This window comes from Stenotrophomonas maltophilia group sp. RNC7 (assembly GCF_030910085.1).
Lineage (GTDB): Bacteria > Pseudomonadota > Gammaproteobacteria > Xanthomonadales > Xanthomonadaceae > Stenotrophomonas > Stenotrophomonas sepilia.
In genome coordinates this window covers 65,661-84,132 of the sequence record NZ_JAVFVN010000809.1, presented here as the reverse complement: position 1 = coordinate 84,132, position 18,472 = coordinate 65,661, and the positions used below count along the sequence as shown (strand labels likewise).

Genomic DNA, 18,472 nt, shown 5'->3' with positions numbered 1-18,472 from the left:
AGCGCACCGCCCGCGTCGGCATGGCCGCCTTGGCGTGCTTCATCGCCCTGGGCGTGGTTGCCTGGGCCACCCCCTCCGATGCACCCGCCGCGGCTACAGACGACGCCGCTGGCCGGCAACCTCCAGACGCTTCGCGCATGCCGGCCAGCGGCCGGCACTACCGAATCCATTCAAAGGACTGAGATGATCCACCAGACTGAACTGCGCGACCTGCTGCCCGGCATGGTCCCCTTCCCTGCCGATGTCTTCCCCGCCGACCAGACGTGGCTCGGCAAGCACCTGCTGCCGCTGCTGAAGATCGACCTCGGTGTGCTGCGCCCGGAACTGGCCGGCCAGGTGGCAACGATGCTGTGCCCGATCGAGCCGTACGACGGCTGCATCGGCGAAACCACCGAAGAACACCACAACGATTTCACCGGCACCAACTGGATCGCCTTCGAGCTGACCACCGGCAACCAGATGCGCTTCCTCGGCAACGAGGGCTATTTCATCGGCGACGCAGTACAGGACAAGGACGCGCAGGAACACATTGCGCAGATGCGCGACAGCTACGCCAAGGCCCGCCACTACCACGCCACGCATGGCCGCCTCGCCTGCTACTCGCGCTACGGCAAGGGTGAGGCCAGCGAGCGCGATTATCTGGATACGCTGGGGGGACAGATTTCCTGTGGCAACTGGATCGAAACGGCCGATATTCCGGCCGCCTTCACCCTGGAATTCACCGACGCCGCCAACGACCGGCATGCTCCAGATGATGCCGAACTGGCGATCATCCGCCGCGATGGCCACAAGTTCTTCGCCGTCGCCGAAGTCGCCGGCTACAACTGGTGCGCCACCGGCCCCGACGCGATCGTGATGCTGTATGAGCCGGTAAGCCGCACGGTGCTGTTCTCGTACGACTGGTCGTAAGACCCTGCGGTAGTGCCGGCCGCTGGCCGGCATTTCCTGTGCTGCCGGCCAGCGACCGGCACTACCCGACCGTCATTTCGCGGCCTTGCGCACGGTCAACGCCGCACTCGCTTCGCCGCCGCCTTCCAGCTGCAGCCGCAGCGGTACCGCCTGCCCCTCCTTCAGCGCGCCCTGGCCCTGCATCAGCATCAGGTGCAGGCCACCGGGCGTGAGCTCGGCGCGCGCGCCCGGTGCCAGCGGCATGCGCTCGATCGCACGCATGCGGCTGACCCCATCGACAATCGTGGTCTCGTGCAGCGACACGTCGCCGAAACTACTGCTGGTCGCACCGGTGATCACCACCGCCCTGCTGCAGCCGTTGTGGATCACGCCATAGCCGGCAGTCATGGGCATTGCCGGATTCGGTGGCAACCGCGCCCAACCCTGCTCCATCGTGACGCAGCGTGATTCCGCAGCCGAAGCCGATGCTGCGGCCGCACACAGCACCCACAGTACGCCAACGAATGGTTTGGTTATCATCGCCCAGGTTCCTTCTTCGCAACGAGACCGCAGCATGACGACGCTCATCGAGGTGATCAACCACGGCCCCATCCGCGAGCTGCGCCTGGCGCGGCCACCGGTCAACGCACTGGACACCGACCTGTGCCGGCAGTTGATCCATGCCATCGAACTGGCCATGGCCGAAGACGCGCACGGCATCGTGCTGTCGGGCAGCGAGCGCATCTTCACCGGTGGAATGGACGTGCCGCACCTGCTCTCGCATGGCGATGACAAGCACAGGCTGCTGGACACCTGGAACGCTTTCTTTGGCGCGGTGCGCACGCTGGCCGAGAGCCGTATCCCGGTGGTCGCGGCGATCACCGGCCACGCCCCGGCCGGCGGCTGCGTGCTGGCCCTGTGCTGCGACTACCGGGTAATGGCGCGCAGCGCCGATCCGTCGCGGCCGTATGCCATCGGCCTGAACGAGGTGCAGGTGGGCCTGATCGCGCCGGAGGGCATCCAGCGCCTGCTGCGCCGTGCGGTGGGCGTGCACCGCGCCGGCGTGCTGCTGACCACCGGTTCGCTGGTACCGGCCGAACAGGCGCTGCAGATCGGCCTGGTCGATGAACTGGCCGAAGGCGACCTGGTGGTGGCCCGCGCCGTGGCCTGGCTGCAGAACCTGCTGAAGCAGCCTCGGCAGCCGATGCTGCTGACCCGCGCCATCGCTCGCGCCGACCTGCACGAAGCGCTGCACCCGGACCTGATCCAGCTCGACCGCTTCGTCGACGCCTGGTTCGCCCCGGACGCACAGAACGCCCTGCAGGCCCTGGTCGCCCGGCTGGGCAAGTAGGCGGTTGGGGCATCGCGTGGCATCTGGGTCAGATCCCTTTCGCCAGGCGAAAGGGATCTGACCCCTGACCGGTATAATCGGGGCCTCTTCACTGCTGTGGCCGCCCCCTTGAACGACACGCCCGAACCCGTCGTCTCCGAGCTGATCGACCTGCTCACGCTGGAGCGGCTGGAGGACAACCTGTTCCGCGGGCAGAGCCGCGACATCGGCACCAAGTACGTGTTCGGTGGGCAGGTGCTGGGCCAGGCCCTGGCTGCGGCGCAGGCCACGGTCGACAATGGCCGCCACGTGCACTCGCTGCACGCCTACTTCCTGCGCGCCGGCAACATCGACCACCCGATCGTCTACGACGTGGACCGCACCCGCGATGGCGGCAGCTTCTCGGTGCGACGGGTCACCGCGATCCAGCACGGCAAGGTGATCTTCTTCTGCGCGGCCTCGTTCCAGCAGGCCGAGACCGGCGCCGAGCACCAGCACAAGATGCCCGAGGTGCCGCAGCCGGAAGACATCGAACCGAACCGGCCGCTGCCGGCCGAGGTGCTGGAGCGACTGCCGATCAAGGTGCAGCGCTGGCTGTCGCGTGGCGGCCCGTTCGAGTTCCGCCACGTCTACCCGCGCGACGAGTTGAACCCGCCCAAGCGCCCGCCCTACCACCAGGTGTGGCTGCGCCTGAGCGAGCCGGTCGGCGATGCCCCGGAGCTGCACCAGGCGCTGCTGGCCTATGCCTCCGACTTCCACCTGCTGGGCACGGCAACCTTCCCGCACGGCATCAGCTACTACCACCCGCACGTGCAGATGGCCTCGCTCGACCACGCTATCTGGTTCCATCGCCCGTTCCGCGCCGACGACTGGCTGCTGTACTCGCTGGACAGCCCCAGCGCGCAGGATTCGCGCGGCCTGGCCCGCGGCCAGTTCTTCACCCGCAACGGCGTGCTGGTGGCCAGCACCGCGCAGGAAGGCCTGATCCGCGTCGTTCCCGACCAGGCTGCGGCCGCCGCCGTGCCGGCCAAGGAGTAAACCCATGCGCCAGATCTTCAGCAGCCAGCGCGTGGAAACCGTCGAAGGCGTGGCCGAGCTCCTGCGCGGGCATGGCATCGAGGTCAAGGTGACCAACGGGCGCTCCTACAAGACCCGTCGCCGCGGCCAGTTCAGTTATACCGACCTGGGCAACGCCAACGCCTATCCGGCGGTATGGATCGTGCGTGCCGACGACCAGCCGCGCGCGCGCGAAATCCTGCGCGAGGCGCGCCTGCTCGACACTACCCGCCGCGACCACCCCACCGCCGAATTCGCCTTCCGCGACGCGGCGGAACCGGGCAGCGGCGGCCGCAGCTGGGCCTGGCGCATCCGCATTGCCCTGCTGGTGGTGATTGCTGGCGTGGCGTTGGTCATCGGCCTGCGCCATCGTGGTGCCCCGGCACCCACCCCGCAGGCCCAGCCGCAGCAGGCGCAACCGGCACCGCAGGCCGCCCCGGAAGAGGACGAGGTCCGGGTCCGCATCCAGCCCTCCAAGTAAGAGGCGGTAGCGCCGGGCCATGCCCGGCGAGCGCAGCGGCCTGTCAGCAGGGCCGCGACTTCACCGTAACCCGTCAGGATTGGCCCCCCCTTGTTGTTCAAGGGGGCGCGCCAACGGCGCGGGGATGAGGTGGAATGCGCGGACCGCAGATGCATCAGCATCTGCGGTCACACTTCGCGCGCGGCTCCGTCATGGGACACAATCCCAGCAGGAGAGCTGCCGCCATGACGACGTTCGCCGCATCGATCGACCAGACCCTGGAACGCGAACTGCCCGCCGCCGCCAGCGGTTGCCAGCACGCCTACGGCCGCATCGTGCTGGCCTGCCAGAACACGGTCACCGCCATCGCGCTGGCCATCACCCGCGACCGCCAGGCCAGCGAGGACATCGCCCAGGAGGCCTTTGTGAAGGGCTGGCAGCAGCTGCACCAGCTGCGCAGCGCGACCAGCTTCCTGCCGTGGCTGCGGCAGATCACCCGCAACCTGGCCCGCGACTGGCTGCGCGCCCAGCGTGGCCGTCCACTGACCGGCGAGGCGGCCGAGGTGGCGATGGGCATGGCCGCAGATCCGTCCCCGGGCGCAGCCGATCGCCTGCAGCGGGTGGAGGAAGAAATCGCCGCCGAGGACATCATCTCCACCCTGCCCGCCGACAGCCGCGAAGTGCTGTTGCTGTACTACCGCGAAGGCCAGCGCTCGCAGCAGGTGGCCGACCTGCTCGGGCTCAGCGACGCCGCCGTGCGCAAGCGCCTGTCGCGCGCGCGCGCGCTGGTGCGCGACGGCCTGCTGCAGCGCTTCGGTGAATTCGCCCGCAGCAGCGCGCCGAGCGCCGCCTTCGCCACCGCCGTGGTGTCGATGATGCTGGTGGCCGCGCCCGGCACCGCCAGCGCCGCGATCCTGCTCGGCACCGGCGTCGGCATCGGTGGCAGCAAGCTCGGCCTGGGCGGCGCCAGCGTAGCCGGTGGTACCGCAATGGGCACCCTGACCGCCACGCTCGGCCAACTGCATGTGCTGCCAGTGTCAAGCTGGGGGGCGCTCCTCGCCGGTGTCGCCGGCGGCGCGATCGGCAGCTACCTCGGTGCACGCTTCCTGATGTCCTATACCGAGACCGAACGCGAACGCGCGCAGGTTCGGCACTTTGTCCGCCTCAACACCGGTACAGGCCTGGTCTGGTGCCTGGCGATGCTGCTGGCGGCACTGTTGCAGGCTCCGATCTGGAGCCAGATGCTGCTGCTGGCATTGGGCCTGGGTGTGGTCAACTACCAGTGCCTGGTGCCGCTGCAACGGGTGATGGCGCCGATGATCGCGCGCGATTCGGCGCGGCGTGGGCGCCGCGGAACCAACTGGAAATTCGAATCCATGTACGGTCGCACCGGCATCATCGGGGCGAACCTGCTGGTGATCGCCCTGGTGGTGTATGTGCTGATGCGCAACGGCCACCTGTAACCGACAACGCCGGCACTGCGCCGGCGTTGTCTCCGATCACCGCATTGACGCTCAGCGCTGCGGCTTCGGTGCGCCGCCATCGCGTGGACCGCCCTGGCGCGGGCCGCCGTGCATCGGGCCCTTGGCTGCGTCGAACTCGGCCTTGCTCAGCTGGCCGTCCTTGTTGGTGTCGGCGGCAGCGAACCAGGCATCACGATGCTGCTTCATGCGCAGCTCGCGGTCGGCCTTGTCCAGGTAACCGTCCTTGTTGAGGTCGAGCTGGTCGAAGCGCGCAGCCAGGCGCGGATCGGCCTTGGCCTCGTCGCGGCTGATGCGGCCGTCCTTGTTGACGTCCAGCCTGGCCCAGCGCTCACCGCCGTGGCCACGGCGGCCATGCTGCCAGCGCGGCAGCTCATCGCGCGAGAGCTTGCCGTCCTTGTTCTTGTCCAGCTCGTCGAACTTCGCGGCCAGGCGCGGATTGGCAGCCGCCTCGCTGCGGTCGATCACGCCGTCGCCATTGGTGTCCAGCTTGGCCGGGCGCTGCGCCGGCATGGCCGGGGTGTCGGCGGCCAGCGCGATTCCGGAAGCGGAGGTGCCCAGCAGCAGGGCCAGCAGCAGGGGGGTACGGATCATGAGGTCACTCCTGGGGATGGGAACAGCGTCGGGGTGATCACTTCACCCTCGGGGGACAACAACGCCCGGGCGCGACGTCGGTTGACGCCACTGCCGATTCCATTCATCCGCTGGACAGTCGCCGCCTCTGCGACAGGCTGGGGCTATGCTGTGCCCATGGCGATACATGGCGACAGAGACGACGAACTGCGACTTTTCCAGACCGGCGAGCACCCCTGCGGGTACTGGTCGGACCGGGTGGCGCGCGACCTGGTGCTGGATCCGCACGATCGCCGGCTGGGTGGCCTGTACCCGCTGGCACTGAGCTGGGGCTTCCGCCGCAGCGGCGACCTGGTCTACCGGCCGCACTGCGCGCACTGCCAGGCCTGCGTGGCGGTGCGGATCCCGGTGGCGCGCTTCGCCCCGGACCGCAGCCAGCGCCGCTGTGCCGCCCGCAATGACGACCTGGAGGTGCGGATCACTGCCGCCACCGCCCGCGACGACCTGTTCGCGCTGTATCACCGCTACCTCACCCACCGCCACGCCAATGGAGGCATGGACGACCACGGCCCGCACGAATTCGAGCAGTTCCTGATCGGCAGCTGGTCGCACACCCGCTTCATGGAGATGCGCCTGCCCGGCCACGACGGCCAGCCCAGCCAGCTGCTGGGGGTGGCGGTGACCGACGTCACCGAGCATGGCCTGTCGGCGGTCTATACGTTCTTCGACCCGGACCACGCCGCGCGCGGGCTGGGTACCTTCGCGATCCTGCAGCAGATCGAGTGGGCGCGCCGCGAGGGGCTGCCGCACGTGTACCTGGGCTACTGGATCCGCGGGCACCAGAAGATGGACTACAAGCGCCGCTTCCATCCCCTTGAGGCCTACGACGGCCGCCGCTGGCACGATTTCGACAACGAACTGGACGGGCGCTGACAAACCGCTGACACCGGGCCGGGTGCAGAATAGGGGGATGAACGCCAAACCCCTGATCCTCGCCCTGGCCCTGCTCTGCGGCGCCACCGTCCCCGCCTTTGCCACGTCCCCCGCGATGACTGAGAAGCCGTCCACTGCGCTGCGCCTGGCCACCTACAACACCTCGCTGTACTCCGACGACGCCGGTGGCCTGATCAAGGAGCTGGAGGGCGACAGCGAGCACGCACGCAAGATCGCCGCCGTGCTGCAGCAGGTGCGCCCGGACCTGGTGCTGCTGAACGAATTCGATTTCGACGATGCCCATCGCGCCGCCGACCTGTTCCAGAAGCGCTACCTGGAAGTCGCCCAGCCCGGCGGCGGCAAGCCGCTGCACTTTGCCTACCGCTACCTGGCGCCGGTCAACACAGGTGTGCCCAGCGGCCTGGACCTGGACAACAACGGCGTGGTCGGCGGCGAAGGCCGCGGCCGTGGCAATGATGCGTGGGGCTACGGCCTGCACCCGGGCCAGTACGGCATGCTGGTGCTGTCGCGCTACCCGATCGATGAAACCAAGGTACGCAGCTTCCAGCTGTTGAAGTGGAGCGCGATGCCCGGTGCGATCCGCCCGGTCGACCCGCGTACCGGCCAAAGCTTCTACAACGATCATGTGTGGTCGCAGCTGCGCCTGTCGTCGAAGTCGCATTGGGACGTACCGGTGAAGACCCCGGGCGGCGTGGTCCACGCGCTGGTCTCGCATCCGACCCCGCCGGTGTTCGACGGCCCGGAAAAGCGCAACGCGGCACGTAACCACGACGAACTGCGCCTGTGGCAGGAATACCTGTCCAAGGGTGAGAAGCCCTGGCTGTGCGACGACAAGGGCCAGTGTGGCGGCCTGGCGCAGGACGCGCGCTTCGTGATCCTTGGCGATCTGAACAACGACCCGGTCGATGGCGATGGCCGCCACGAGGCGATCGTCGAGCTGATCGATAACGCGCGCGTGCTGCGCTACCCCACCCCGCGCAGCGTCGGCGGCGAGCAGACCAGCCTGGCCTATGCGGCCAAGGGCATCGAGCGCAAGGGCGCGCCGTTCCACGCCACCGGCGATTTCGGGCCGAAGTCCGGCACCATGCGCCTGGACTACGTGCTGCCCTCGACCGGCTTCGAATACGTGGGCAGCGGCATCTTCTGGCTGGCCAATGAAAGCCCGGAAGCGAAGATCGCCGACGGCAGCGACCACCATCTGGTGTGGGTGGACGTGAAGCCGTAACCGGCGCAGCCGCCGGGCATCACCCGGCGCCACCGGTTGCTGAAGATGTTGTAGAGCCGAGCCCATGCTCGGCTACTGCAACCAACCAAGCTTAGTAGCTCTGCCAGTCAATCTGAGCGTCAGCCCCGAGACAGCGGTCCTGCCAAGCCTGCTCCCGACCCAGGGAATCGATGAACTCATCCTCGGAAAGCTGCTCATATCCGAGCTCGATTTCCATCTTGTTCTCTGGATCCAGATGAAACGTCAAACTCGTCCAGAGTGCATGGTGCCATTGCGCAAAGAGCTGATGCATCTCCAGAAGCGCTGCTTCCGCATCATCTGGAATTTCCAGATAGCCGTATGAGCCTGACGGCTTGCGGTAGAACGCCCAACCCGACCAGGCATTCTTGATGATCTCGAAGTTCAGCCAGATCCCGCATTGGTCGGTAGGCACGGCATCAATCAGTGATTGGCCAATTCGGTGATACAAGGCAGGTAGCGCTGATGTAAGCCGCTCGTCCAAGCCTTCTCCTGAGGTGTCTTTGGCATTCATCCGTCAGAAAATAAAACACGCAGGATTCTGACGCTCAACCAGATGTCACTTTTCAGTTCGAAGGTGCGGCGAAGCGTTTACCTGCTTTGCGGCAAATCCTCCAACAGCGTCATTCGGCGCTCAATAGCGCCCCGGTAGACCGCGCAAGACTGAATACTTGAATCCATTGTCGGGCTGAAGCGTCACATGGAAAAGCAGCCGAGCGCGGGCTCGGCTCTACAGAAGATTCCCGCCGGGCATGGCCCGGCGCTATCGTTTTACGGGCGCAGTTCGACGCCGATGGCGTCGGCGGCATCACGCGCGATGGCGCGTGCTTCGTCGATGGTTTCCGCGCGCGCCAGGGTCACACCGACGCGGCGGTGGCCATGCACGCTCGGCTTGCCGAACAGGCGCACGGCGGTATCCGGCACCTGCAGCGCGGCGGCGACATTGTTGAAGTACGGCACACCCTCGCCGTGTGCCAACAGCGCGCACGACGCCGACGGACCACTCTGGCGGATCACCGGAATCGGCAAGCCGAGGATCGCGCGCGCGTGCAGCGCGAACTCGCTCAGCTCCTGCGATACCAGCGTCACCAGGCCGGTATCGTGCGGGCGCGGCGACACTTCGCTGAACCACACTTCGTCGCCCTTCACGAACAGCTCGACGCCGAACAGGCCCCAGCCGCCAAGGTCGTCGGTGATCGCACGCGAAATCTCTTCGGCACGCGCCAGTGCCGCGCTCGACATCGGCTGCGGCTGCCAGCTTTCGCGGTAGTCGCCGTCCTTCTGCAGATGGCCGATCGGCGCGCAGAACGAGGTGCCACCGGCATGGCGCACGGTCAGCAGGGTGATCTCGTAATCGAAGTCGATGAAACCCTCGACGATGCAGCGGCCGGCGCCGGCGCGGCCACCGGTCTGTGCGTAGTCCCAGGCCGGAGCGATGTCCGCTTCGCTGCGCAGGGTGCTCTGGCCCTTGCCCGAGGAAGACATGACCGGCTTGACCACGCACGGCAGGCCGATGGCGGCCACGGCAGCACGGTACTCGGCCTCGGTATCGACGAAGCGGTACGGCGAGGTCGGCAGGCCCAGGGTTTCGGCGGCGAGGCGGCGGATGCCCTCGCGGTCCATGGTCAGGCGCGCGGCGCGTGCGGTCGGGATCACCCGCAGGCCCTGCTCCTGCTCCAGCTGGACCAGGGTCTCGGTATGGATGGCCTCGATCTCCGGCACCACCAGATGTGGCTGCTCCTGGGCGATCAGGGCGCGCAGCGCCATCGCATCGAGCATGTCGATCACGTGCGAGCGGTGGGCGACCTGCATGGCCGGGGCATCGGCGTAGCGGTCAGCGGCGATCACTTCCACGCCCAGCCGCTGCAGCTCGATGGCCACCTCCTTGCCAAGTTCGCCCGAGCCCAGCAGCAGCACGCGGGTGGCGGAGGGGGACAACGGAGTTCCAAGCTTGGCCATGGCGGTTCCAGCAGCGACGTGAAGGCGGGTGGGCATTCTAGCTGGCCGCGCACCCTGACCATGGCATCCGACGAACGGTAGTCGACAAGTGATATCAATTTGATATCTTCAATTCGAACCCTCAAGGAAGTACCGCCATGAAAGAGAAGTCGCTTGCCTCCCTCAACGGCCTGGGCACCCTGGCCGGATCCCTGCTGGTCGCGCTGGCGGGTACCGCACTGTTCGTACTCGGGGCGACGACCAGGACCGATTCCGGCTCACCGAACCTGCTGCTGATGCTGGCCGGCATGCTGGTGATCTTCGCTGCGGTCTTCATCCTGGCCGGCCTGTACACCATCCAGCCCAACCAGGCGGCGGTGCTGAGCCTGTTCGGCAAGTACGTCGGCACCGTCAAGGACAACGGCCTGCGCTGGAACAACCCCTTCTATGCCAAGCGCCGGGTCAGCCAGCGCGTGCGCAACTTCGAGAGCGGCAAGCTGAAGGTCAACGAGCTGGACGGCAGCCCGATCGAGATCGCTGCGGTCATCGTCTGGCAGGTGGTCGATGCCTCCGAGGCCGTCTACAACGTGGACGACTACGAAAGCTTCGTGCACATCCAGTCCGAATCGGCGTTGCGCGCGATGGCCACCAGCTATCCCTACGACCAGCACGAGGAGGGACAGCTGGCGCTGCGCAGCCATGCCAGCGAGATCTCCCAGCACCTGAAGAACGAGCTGGCCGAACGCCTGGCCGACGCTGGCGTGCAGGTGATCGACGCACGCATCAGCCACCTCGCCTACGCCGCCGAAATCGCCCAGGCGATGCTGCAGCGGCAGCAGGCCAACGCAGTGATCGCTGCACGCACGCGCATCGTGGCCGGTGCGGTCGGCATGGTTGAAATGGCCCTGGCCGAACTGCAGAAGAACGGCGTGGTGCAGCTGGATGAGGAACGCAAGGCGCACATGGTCAGCAACCTGCTGACCGTGCTGTGCTCGGACCGCGGCACCCAGCCGATCGTCAACGCCGGTTCGCTGTACTGAACCACCCTCGCAACGGGGCGCCCCACCGCCCCGCCAGGAGCTTGCATGAGTGAGAAGAAAGCCTACCCGCTGCGCATCAATGCCGACGTCCTGGCCGCCGCGCAACGCTGGGCTGACGACGAGCTGCGCAGCCTCAACGCACAGATCGAATACGTGCTGCGCGACGCCCTGCGCAAGGCAGGACGCCTGCCGAAACCCACGCCATCTTCGGAGGACAAGGAATGAGCAAGCGTTGGAGCTACCAGACGATCGAGGTCAAGACGTCCATGATGGGCCTGCTCAAGGCCGAGGACATCCAGAGCGAACTGAGCCGCCAGGGCCAACTGGGCTGGGAGCTGGTCAACATCATCATCCCCGCACCGATGCGCCCGGCGATGCTGGTGTTCAAGAAGGAGGCCTGAGCCATGGGCGCCAGCGATCCGAAACAGTACGAGGTGGCCGAGAGCTCGCCGTTGCGCGTGCTGTGGATCGTGCTGCCCCTGCTCGCCGCCTTCGTGGCCTGCTTGTATGCGCAGCTGTACAAGACGCCGGCCAGTGCCCCCTGGATCGAAGTAACGCTGTCGCCGCCCTGGTTCCGGATGGGCGGCAGTGCCGCCTGGAGTCTGCTGGTGATCGCGGTACTCGGCATCGGGTTGGGCGCAGCATTCTTCCGTCGCCGGGTGGAACTGGCCGACAACGTGCTGGATGTGCGCTCGACGATGTACCGCCGCCGCGTTCCGGTGGCGCAGCTGCGGCTGGACCAGGCCGAGGTGGTCGACCTGCAGCGTGACCCCCGCTATGGCATCCGCTTCAAGACCAACGGCTACGCAATGCCGGGCTTCTATTCCGGCCACTTTCGCCTGCAGGGCGGTGCCAAGGGCTTCGCGCTGGTCACCAACCGCGCGCGCGTCCTCGCCCTGCCGGTCCGCGATGGCAGCACCCTGCTGCTCAGTCTCGATCGGCCACAGGCGCTGCTGGAAGCACTGCGCAAGGTGGCCGTGCCGGGCCCGCGGCAGTAAGCTGCGGCGATGCAACGACGCCTGCCCCTGCTGATCAATACCGAAACCATCGAACTGTGGCCGGCCGGCCTGCTGCGTGCGCGCAGCAATCTCGACGCGCGCCTGCTGTCACGAGCGAACTGGGTGCTGCGGCGCAAGTGCGATGGCCGTTACCTGGCGGCGGTGGTGGAACACGGCGTGCACGCCATGGTGCCGCGCCTGGCGCGCGAGCCCGGGGCCGAGGAAGCACTGGCCTTGCTGGATGCAGCCGCGGCCCGGCCATTCGGTGCAAATCTGGAAGCGCAGTGGCTGCCCCTCGCCGGGCTGCAGCAGCGCCTGCAGCAGCTCGGCCTGGATGCCCAGCGCTATGCCGACGACAGCGGCCTGCCGCTGGAACCCGAACCGTGCCTGCTGCACTTTGCTGGGCGCGACCGCTTCGCCCGCCCGCTGTGGCTGCGCCGCGGCGCTGCACAGGGCTGGCGGCGGATGCGCCTGCATGCAGCGCGCGATGGCATCGCACTGGATGCAATCTCTGGCTTCCGCAGCCATGCCTACCAGCTGGGCATCTTCGAACGGAAACGGGCGCGCGGGCTGAGCGTGACGGAGATCCTGAAGGTGAATGCCGCACCGGGGTTCAGTGAACACCACAGCGGCCATGCGCTGGACATCGGCACGCCGGGCGATGCCCCGGCCGAGGAATCGTTCGACGCTACCGACGCGTTCGCCTGGCTGCAGGCCCATGCCGCTGGGCACGGCTTCCGGTTGAGCTACCCGCGCGACAACCCGCACGGCATCGTCTACGAACCCTGGCACTGGTGCTGGAGACCGGCCAACGGCTGAGCCCCTCGTGGCGACCGCAAGGCGAAATTCATGGAGCTGTCCGGGCGGGTGCGCTGCGCAGGGGACGCCGTAAATACGTCCCTGTAGGCTCGGGCGCGCCATCCATGGCGCTTACGCCCCTGCGCAACCCACCCGCCCGGCCACGGACAGATTCCGCGTGCGTCCGCCACGGGATGGAACAAGAGAGCAAAGACAAAAGCGGGTCGCTTCGCTCGAAGCTTCTACAACGGATCAGCGCGCGGCTGTTGGGTCCGCCTTCAAGCGAGCCGAGCACCGCAGGTCCGGCGAGGGCGAAGAGGTGCGTGCGATTCTGTAGAGCCGAGCCACGCTCGGCTGCTCTCCGCCCCGCCCCTCGACGGGCCGAGGAGCGCAGAGGACCGGTGCACAGCACCGGCTCGCGGCCGGCGGCGCGTTTCTTTGGGTTACGTTTCTTTTCGCGCGAAAAGAAAAGTAACGCCCATGAACCATCACGATCGCATCGGCATGGATCGGAGCGACAGCCCTGCGACCCTCACCGCCTCAACGCATTGATCGCCAGCAACACCCATCCGGCCATCATGCTGGTGCCACCGATCGGCGCCATCCGTGTCGGCCACTGCCACAACGCCCCACCCACCAGGCTGCCGGAAAACAGCAGGACCCCCAGCAGCAGCACGTACAGCGCCAGGTGTGCGATCGCCCCCTGCGCGCGCGGCCCAAGCGCCACCAGCACCGCGCCATGCGCGAACGCATACAGCGCCGCCATGTTCAGATGCTGCTGCGCCAACGGGTCGGCTACGCCATGCGATGCATAAGCAGACAGGCCGATCGAGGCGGCAGCCAACAGCGCCCCCAGGCAGGCCAGCAGGGAAGGCTTACGTGCGCGACGTTCCAGATTGAACATGAGGGCTCCTTGCGAAGCGCCCCTTGCCGGGCGCCGGATGAAAAAAAACGCGCCGCAATGAGCGGCGCGTTTTCGTGTCCAACACTACATGGGTCAGCCGGGGATTACTTGACGGCCCAGTAGATGTCGTAGGTACCTTCCGGGGTGAACGACTTGTCGATGCCGTCCTTCCAGGTTTCGTACGGACGGTCGATGACTTCGTTGCCCGAGGTCACGGCCCAGGCACGCAGGCCGTTGCGCGCCACGTCCAGACCCGCCATGTGGCCGGTGTAGGCCGCATGCGCCGAACGGTGCGGAGCAACGTGCACGTACTTGACCGGAGCGCCGCCGTCGATCTTGACGGTCAGCTCGTCGGCAGCAGCACCTTCAGCACCCTTCTTCTTCACCGGCTGGGCGATGTCGAAAGCGTACTTCTCCTGGCCGAAGTCGGTGGTGATGATGCGGAACGGACCGGCAGCTTCAAGGCCATTGGCCTCCATCACGCGCTTGATCCACTCCTGGTTGTCCTTGATGGACTTGGTGATGGTGTCCTGACCGCGGTCCACGTTGCCGGCGTTGACCACCAGCAGGTTCTCGGCCGGCACTTCAACGATGGCCAGGTCGGTCAGCGGGGCTTCCGGCGTGCGGTAGTCCACGTTCGGCACGGTTGCGAGCATGTTGGCCATGCGCGACAGACCCATCTTGATGTCATCGCCGATCTGGCGGCTGACATACAGGCCGGCGTAACGGCCGAACAGGTCGAAGCCGTACTTCACCGAGTAGTCCTGGGTGATCTTGACGTTGCGACCGCCCTTGCCGGTCGGCTCCAGGTTGAAGGTGGTGACCTTGTCGTGACCCTTGGTGGCGTCCTCGATGGCGATCACAACACGCTTGTTCTCTTCGGCTTCGGTGATCTTCCAGGAACCGGTACCCAGGTCCTTGGAGGTGAAGTCGAGGGTGGCACCGACACCCGAGGCCGGGCCGGACAGCTTCAGATCAACGGCGGGATCGCGCAGTACCAGCGGGTTCCAGTCCTTGAAGCGGCGCAGGCTGCTGACCGTGTCGTACACGATCGTCATCTTGCGGTTGGTCTCGATGCTTTCGGTGATGTGACGCTCGCCCGGCAGACATACGCCAATGATGACGAACAGGCCAGCCACGATCCCCAAGGCGATCAGGAACTCGATAATACGGGTCATTCAGAGAGTCTCCGGGGCCGATCCCACGGCCGGGTTGATTGAAGCGAAGCGCCAATCCTAGCAGGCTTCGCGGGCATTGTTTATCGGGATTGGCGCACCGGTTTCCCTGCCGGCTGCGTATTTGTATGGACAAAGGATTCGAAGGGTAACGCATACCGCTACCCGGCAAGTAGGGGGCAACCTTGGCGGAAACCCCCGACTACGACCCAAGTCTTTGTACTTGAAAGATTTTTTCTCAGACCAGCTGGAGCTCGAACGCCTTCAATACGGCCCGCGTACGGTCGCGCACACCCAGCTTGGAAAGGATGTTGGACACGTGGTTCTTGATGGTGCCCTCGGCGACGCCCAGCGAATTGGCGATCTCCTTGTTGGAGAAGCCACTGGCCATCAGCCGCAGGATCTCGGTCTCGCGGTCGGTCAGCGGGTCCGGGCGGTCCAGGCTGACGAATTCATTGCGCATGTGCTCCAGGCCGGACAGCAGGCGCTGGGTTACCGCCGGCTGCACCAGCGATCCCCCGTCGGCCACGGTGCGGATGGCGCCGACCAGCTGTGCCAGGGTGACGTCCTTGAGCAGGTAGCCCTTGGCACCGGCCTTGAGCCCGGCCAGCACCAGCTGGTCGTCGTCGAAGGTGGTGAGGATGATGGTCGGCGGCAGCTGTTCCTGCCGCGACAGCACCTGCAGGGCCTCCAGCCCCGACATCACCGGCATGCGCATGTCCATCAGCACCACGTCGGGGCGTACCTGGGGGATCAGCTCGACCGCCTGCCGGCCGTCGCCGGCCTCGGCCACCACCTCGATGCCGTCGTCGAGCGCCAGCAGGGAGCGGATTCCCTGCCGCACCAGGGTTTGGTCGTCGACCAGGCAGACGCGAATCATCAACGCACTCCTTCAGGAACCTTGGTAAGGGCCGCCACCAGCACCGTTGCCGGCACCGTCGCCCGCAGCCGGAAACCCTCACCGGGGCGGGTTTCGATCTGCAGCTGGCCACCACATTGTTGCAGGCGCTCGCGCATGCCGCGCAAGCCATTGCCCACATTGACCATATCCGCGCCGACGCCGTCGTCGCGGGCCTCGACCACCACCCGATCGGGGGCTTCACGGTACACCCTGATCCACAGGTGGCGGGCACTGGCATGGCGCACCGCGTTGGTGATGATCTCCTGGGTGCAGCGCAGCAGTACGTGGGCCCGCTGCGGGTCCTCCACGTTCAGCGGATCCTCGATCTCCAGCTGGATGTCCAGCGAGGGCACGTTCTCGGTCAGCGGGCGCAGCGCCGCAGCCAGATCGATCGCGCCGGTCTCGCGCAGCTGGCTCACCACCTCGCGCACGTTGCCCAGCAGCAGCTTGGCCAGCGCGTGCGAGCGCTTCACGTGATCGAGGGCCTGGCCCTCGGCCAGGTGCCCGGCGACCTCCAGGTTCAGGGTCAGCGCGGTCAGCTGGTGGCCCAGCAGGTCATGCAGTTCGCGCGAAATGCGGGTGCGTTCGTTGACCCGCGCGCTCTCGGCCAGCAGGGCGCGGGTGGCGCGCAGTTCCGAATTGAGCCGGCGCTGCTCGTCGCGGGCCTCGGTCTGCTGCCGCGCGACCAGGCTGGTCACGAAGATGAACATGGAGAAGCCGCCATACAGCAGCGACTGCATCACCGCTTCGAACAGCGGGAAGCGCAGCAGCAGGTAATAGACCGGAGCCACGGCCAGCTGGCTGACCAGCAGCCACAGCACGCCCAGCCGTACCGACAGCATCCACGGAATGACCCCGGCGGCCACCATCATCAGGATGCTGCCCAGGCCCGACCCGCTGAGGAAGCTGACCCCCAGCGCCGAGACCGTCAGCAACAGCAGCAGGCCGCGGTCCAGCCAGCTGGTGTGGCTGTCGCTGCGCAGGATGCGGGTCAGCCAGTAGTAGGCCGTGCCGAAGGACAGGTAGGCGACGAACAGCAGGATCGCCCAGCCGCCCATGTCAGCGCGGCTGTGCAGGTTCTCGAACTGCGAGTACGCCAGCGGCAGGCCGACCATGACCCAGGTGAACAGGCCGGCCAGGCGGAGGACGCGGGTATGGCTGAGGACTCCCAACATGCCAGCACTCTACGGGTCCGGCCTGCGTCGCGCACTCCCACGGAAGTCATGCCCCTGCGGTCGCCTGTTCATGCCGCAGCCCACCCCGGGCATGCAATAATCGTGCGCAGGGTCCCTTGATGGACCAACCGCGTTACCCCACGGAGTCACAATGTCGATTGTCATCCGCGACGTGCGCGAGCACGAGCTCGATTCCGTCCTGGCTTTGAACAACAATGCTGGCCTGGCCATCCTTCCCCTGGATGCGGCCCGCCTGCGCCTGTTCTATGAAACCGCTGAATACTTCCGCGTCGCCGAGCGCGACGGCAACCTGGCCGGCTTCCTGATCGGCTTTGGCAGCGACAGCCAGCACGACAGCAGCAATTTCGCCTGGTTCAAGCAGCAGCTGGACACCCCGTTCTTCTATATCGACCGCATCGTGGTCGCCAGCCGCCGTCGTGGCGGCGGCGTCGGCCGTGCGTTCTATGCCGACGCGCAGAGCTTCGCCGAGCTGCGCTACCCGCAGATGACCTGCGAAGTCTTCCTCGACCATGGCGCCGATGCCGCCCTGCTCTTCCACGGCAGCTTCGGCTTCCGCGAGCTGGGCCAGAACACGATGCCGCAGGTCGATGTGCGCGCCAGCATGCTGGCCAAGGAACTGTGCAGCTACCCCTGGGTCAAGGAGACCTACGGCGGCAAGCTGCCGGATGTGGCATGGACACGCGCACGGCAGCTGCCGGCGCAGGCACAGCGGCCGACGGGGACCTGAGCGTGGCGGTGAATTTCGATTACGAACAAGCCGGTGAACTGAAGATCGGCCAGGTGGGCATCGCCAACCTGCGCATCCGTACCCTTGATGTCGAACGCCTCGTGCAGGAAATGCGCGAGCGCGTGACCCGCGCCCCGAAGCTGTTCGGCCGCGCCGCGGTGATCCTCGACTTCGGCGGCCTGAGCCAGGTGCCGGATGTGGCCACCGCGCAGGCGCTGGTCGATGGCCTGCGCAGCGCCGGCGTGCTGCCGGTGGCGCTGGCCTATGGCACCAGCGCGATCGACCTGCTCTCGCAGCAGCTCGGCCTGCCGCTGCTGGCCAAGTTCCGCGCGCAGTACGAGCGTGCCGAGGCCGAACCGGCCCCGCCGCCGCCTGCACCGGAGCCGCGCCGCGCAGCCCGTGCCGAACCGAAGCCCGCCCCGGCAACGCCGGTGGCCAAGGTGGCCGACGCGGCTGCACCGAAGCCGGGCCGCATGCAGCTGGGCAACGTGCGTTCGGGCCAGCAGCTGTACGCGGAAAACTGCGACCTGACCGTGATGGCCACCGTCGGCGCCGGCGCCGAGGTCATCGCCGATGGCAGCATCCACATCTACGGCACCCTGCGCGGTCGCGCGCTGGCAGGGGCCCAGGGCAACACCGCGGCACGCATTTTCTGCCGTGATTTCCATGCGGAACTGGTCGCCATTGCCGGCCATTACAAGGTACTGGACGATGTCCCGGACAACCTGCGCGGCAAGGCCGTGCAGGTCTGGCTGGAACAGGACCAGATCAAGATCGCTGCGCTGGACTGACGCAGCCCCCAAACAGAAT

23 protein-coding genes are annotated in these 18,472 nt (G+C 66.9%); 15 read left to right on the top strand and 8 right to left on the bottom strand.

The window, feature by feature from the left end; all coding sequences use genetic code 11:
• Together RCF13_RS19800 and RCF13_RS19795 are read left to right on the top strand one after the other, a co-directional pair.
• Window positions 1-182: hypothetical protein (locus RCF13_RS19800; RefSeq protein WP_308141474.1), on the top strand; the 182-nt coding region annotated here is incomplete at its 5' end.
• Window position 183: 1 nt separating this feature from the next.
• Window positions 184-909, top strand: a complete 726-nt coding sequence (locus RCF13_RS19795; RefSeq protein ID WP_134968497.1) for an enolase — start codon at window positions 184-186, stop codon at window positions 907-909.
• A 72-nt stretch (window positions 910-981) separates the two neighbouring features.
• Here the strand turns inward: RCF13_RS19795 and RCF13_RS19790 are convergent, their stop codons facing one another.
• Window positions 982-1,428 carry a copper chaperone PCu(A)C gene (locus RCF13_RS19790; RefSeq protein WP_134968498.1) on the bottom strand — a complete coding sequence of 149 codons (447 nt, stop codon included), beginning with the start codon at window positions 1,426-1,428 and terminating at the stop codon, window positions 982-984.
• Between the two features lie 34 nt (window positions 1,429-1,462).
• Here RCF13_RS19790 and RCF13_RS19785 point away from each other — a divergent pair, with 34 nt between their 5' ends.
• The 4 genes from RCF13_RS19785 to RCF13_RS19770 all read left to right on the top strand — a co-directional run bounded on the left by RCF13_RS19785 (window position 1,463) and on the right by RCF13_RS19770 (window position 5,197).
• A complete protein-coding gene (locus RCF13_RS19785; protein WP_134968499.1) occupies window positions 1,463-2,239 on the top strand; it encodes an enoyl-CoA hydratase/isomerase family protein in 777 nt (258 codons plus the stop codon).
• Window positions 2,240-2,347: 108 nt separating this feature from the next.
• Window positions 2,348-3,256 (top strand): acyl-CoA thioesterase II, encoded by a 909-nt coding sequence (gene tesB, locus RCF13_RS19780; RefSeq protein ID WP_005412623.1) that lies wholly within the window; start codon window positions 2,348-2,350, stop codon window positions 3,254-3,256.
• Between the two features lie 4 nt (window positions 3,257-3,260).
• Window positions 3,261-3,755: a pathogenicity-like protein gene (locus RCF13_RS19775; protein ID WP_231352605.1), complete on the top strand. Its 495-nt coding sequence runs from the start codon at window positions 3,261-3,263 to the stop codon at window positions 3,753-3,755.
• A 224-nt stretch (window positions 3,756-3,979) separates the two neighbouring features.
• Entirely contained in the window at window positions 3,980-5,197 is a 1,218-nt protein-coding gene (locus RCF13_RS19770) for a sigma-70 family RNA polymerase sigma factor (protein ID WP_231352604.1), read from the top strand.
• Window positions 5,198-5,248: 51 nt separating this feature from the next.
• Here RCF13_RS19770 and RCF13_RS19765 read toward each other — a convergent pair whose 3' ends face one another.
• On the bottom strand, window positions 5,249-5,809 hold the full coding sequence (locus RCF13_RS19765; RefSeq protein WP_134968946.1) for an EF-hand domain-containing protein: 561 nt from the start codon (window positions 5,807-5,809) through the stop codon (window positions 5,249-5,251).
• A 156-nt stretch (window positions 5,810-5,965) separates the two neighbouring features.
• Between RCF13_RS19765 and RCF13_RS19760 the strand changes: the two genes are divergently transcribed.
• Window positions 5,966-6,721, top strand: a complete 756-nt coding sequence (locus RCF13_RS19760; protein WP_061480378.1) for an arginyltransferase — start codon at window positions 5,966-5,968, stop codon at window positions 6,719-6,721.
• Window positions 6,722-6,758: 37 nt separating this feature from the next.
• Window positions 6,759-7,967 (top strand): endonuclease/exonuclease/phosphatase family protein, encoded by a 1,209-nt coding sequence (locus RCF13_RS19755; protein ID WP_134968945.1) that lies wholly within the window; start codon window positions 6,759-6,761, stop codon window positions 7,965-7,967.
• A gap of 91 nt (window positions 7,968-8,058) precedes the next feature.
• On the opposite strand, the gene RCF13_RS19750 is transcribed toward RCF13_RS19755, so the two are convergent.
• Window positions 8,059-8,469, bottom strand: a complete 411-nt coding sequence (locus tag RCF13_RS19750) for an immunity protein YezG family protein (protein ID WP_181357903.1) — start codon at window positions 8,467-8,469, stop codon at window positions 8,059-8,061.
• 287 nt (window positions 8,470-8,756) lie between these two features.
• Window positions 8,757-9,944, bottom strand: a complete 1,188-nt coding sequence (gene purT, locus RCF13_RS19745) for a formate-dependent phosphoribosylglycinamide formyltransferase (RefSeq protein WP_014646362.1) — start codon at window positions 9,942-9,944, stop codon at window positions 8,757-8,759.
• Window positions 9,945-10,081: 137 nt separating this feature from the next.
• Between purT and RCF13_RS19740 the strand changes: the two genes are divergently transcribed.
• The 5 genes from RCF13_RS19740 to RCF13_RS19720 are packed head-to-tail and all read left to right on the top strand — an operon-like array spanning window position 10,082 to window position 12,780.
• On the top strand, window positions 10,082-10,963 hold the full coding sequence (locus RCF13_RS19740; RefSeq protein ID WP_134968943.1) for an SPFH domain-containing protein: 882 nt from the start codon (window positions 10,082-10,084) through the stop codon (window positions 10,961-10,963).
• Window positions 10,964-11,008: 45 nt separating this feature from the next.
• A complete protein-coding gene (locus RCF13_RS19735; protein ID WP_005415691.1) occupies window positions 11,009-11,188 on the top strand; it encodes a hypothetical protein in 180 nt (59 codons plus the stop codon).
• Window positions 11,185-11,364 (top strand): DUF4177 domain-containing protein, encoded by a 180-nt coding sequence (locus RCF13_RS19730; protein WP_005415690.1) that lies wholly within the window; start codon window positions 11,185-11,187, stop codon window positions 11,362-11,364. Before RCF13_RS19735 ends, RCF13_RS19730 begins: the two co-directional genes overlap by 4 nt.
• A gap of 3 nt (window positions 11,365-11,367) precedes the next feature.
• Window positions 11,368-11,961, top strand: a complete 594-nt coding sequence (locus RCF13_RS19725) for a PH domain-containing protein (protein ID WP_061480382.1) — start codon at window positions 11,368-11,370, stop codon at window positions 11,959-11,961.
• Window positions 11,962-11,970: 9 nt separating this feature from the next.
• Window positions 11,971-12,780, top strand: a complete 810-nt coding sequence (locus RCF13_RS19720) for a M15 family metallopeptidase (protein ID WP_134968942.1) — start codon at window positions 11,971-11,973, stop codon at window positions 12,778-12,780.
• Between the two features lie 511 nt (window positions 12,781-13,291).
• On the opposite strand, the gene RCF13_RS19715 is transcribed toward RCF13_RS19720, so the two are convergent.
• The 4 genes from RCF13_RS19715 to RCF13_RS19700 form a co-directional block, all read right to left on the bottom strand.
• Window positions 13,292-13,663 (bottom strand): DUF423 domain-containing protein, encoded by a 372-nt coding sequence (locus RCF13_RS19715; RefSeq protein WP_019659313.1) that lies wholly within the window; start codon window positions 13,661-13,663, stop codon window positions 13,292-13,294.
• Between the two features lie 104 nt (window positions 13,664-13,767).
• Window positions 13,768-14,841 (bottom strand): SRPBCC family protein, encoded by a 1,074-nt coding sequence (locus RCF13_RS19710; protein WP_005415686.1) that lies wholly within the window; start codon window positions 14,839-14,841, stop codon window positions 13,768-13,770.
• A 235-nt stretch (window positions 14,842-15,076) separates the two neighbouring features.
• Complete coding sequence (locus tag RCF13_RS19705) at window positions 15,077-15,718, bottom strand: response regulator transcription factor (RefSeq protein WP_006424175.1); 642 nt, start codon at window positions 15,716-15,718, stop codon at window positions 15,077-15,079.
• Window positions 15,718-16,914: a sensor histidine kinase gene (locus RCF13_RS19700; protein WP_061480385.1), complete on the bottom strand. Its 1,197-nt coding sequence runs from the start codon at window positions 16,912-16,914 to the stop codon at window positions 15,718-15,720. Before RCF13_RS19700 ends, RCF13_RS19705 begins: the two co-directional genes overlap by 1 nt.
• 151 nt (window positions 16,915-17,065) lie before the next feature.
• Between RCF13_RS19700 and RCF13_RS19695 the strand changes: the two genes are divergently transcribed.
• Together RCF13_RS19695 and minC are read left to right on the top strand one after the other, a co-directional pair.
• Window positions 17,066-17,662 (top strand): GNAT family N-acetyltransferase, encoded by a 597-nt coding sequence (locus RCF13_RS19695; protein ID WP_005415684.1) that lies wholly within the window; start codon window positions 17,066-17,068, stop codon window positions 17,660-17,662.
• The gene (gene minC / locus RCF13_RS19690) at window positions 17,608-18,453 is read left to right on the top strand and encodes a septum site-determining protein MinC (RefSeq protein ID WP_049413254.1); all 846 of its coding nucleotides are present in this window, start codon (window positions 17,608-17,610) and stop codon (window positions 18,451-18,453) included. Before RCF13_RS19695 ends, minC begins: the two co-directional genes overlap by 55 nt.
• Window positions 18,454-18,472: the final 19 nt, after the last annotated feature.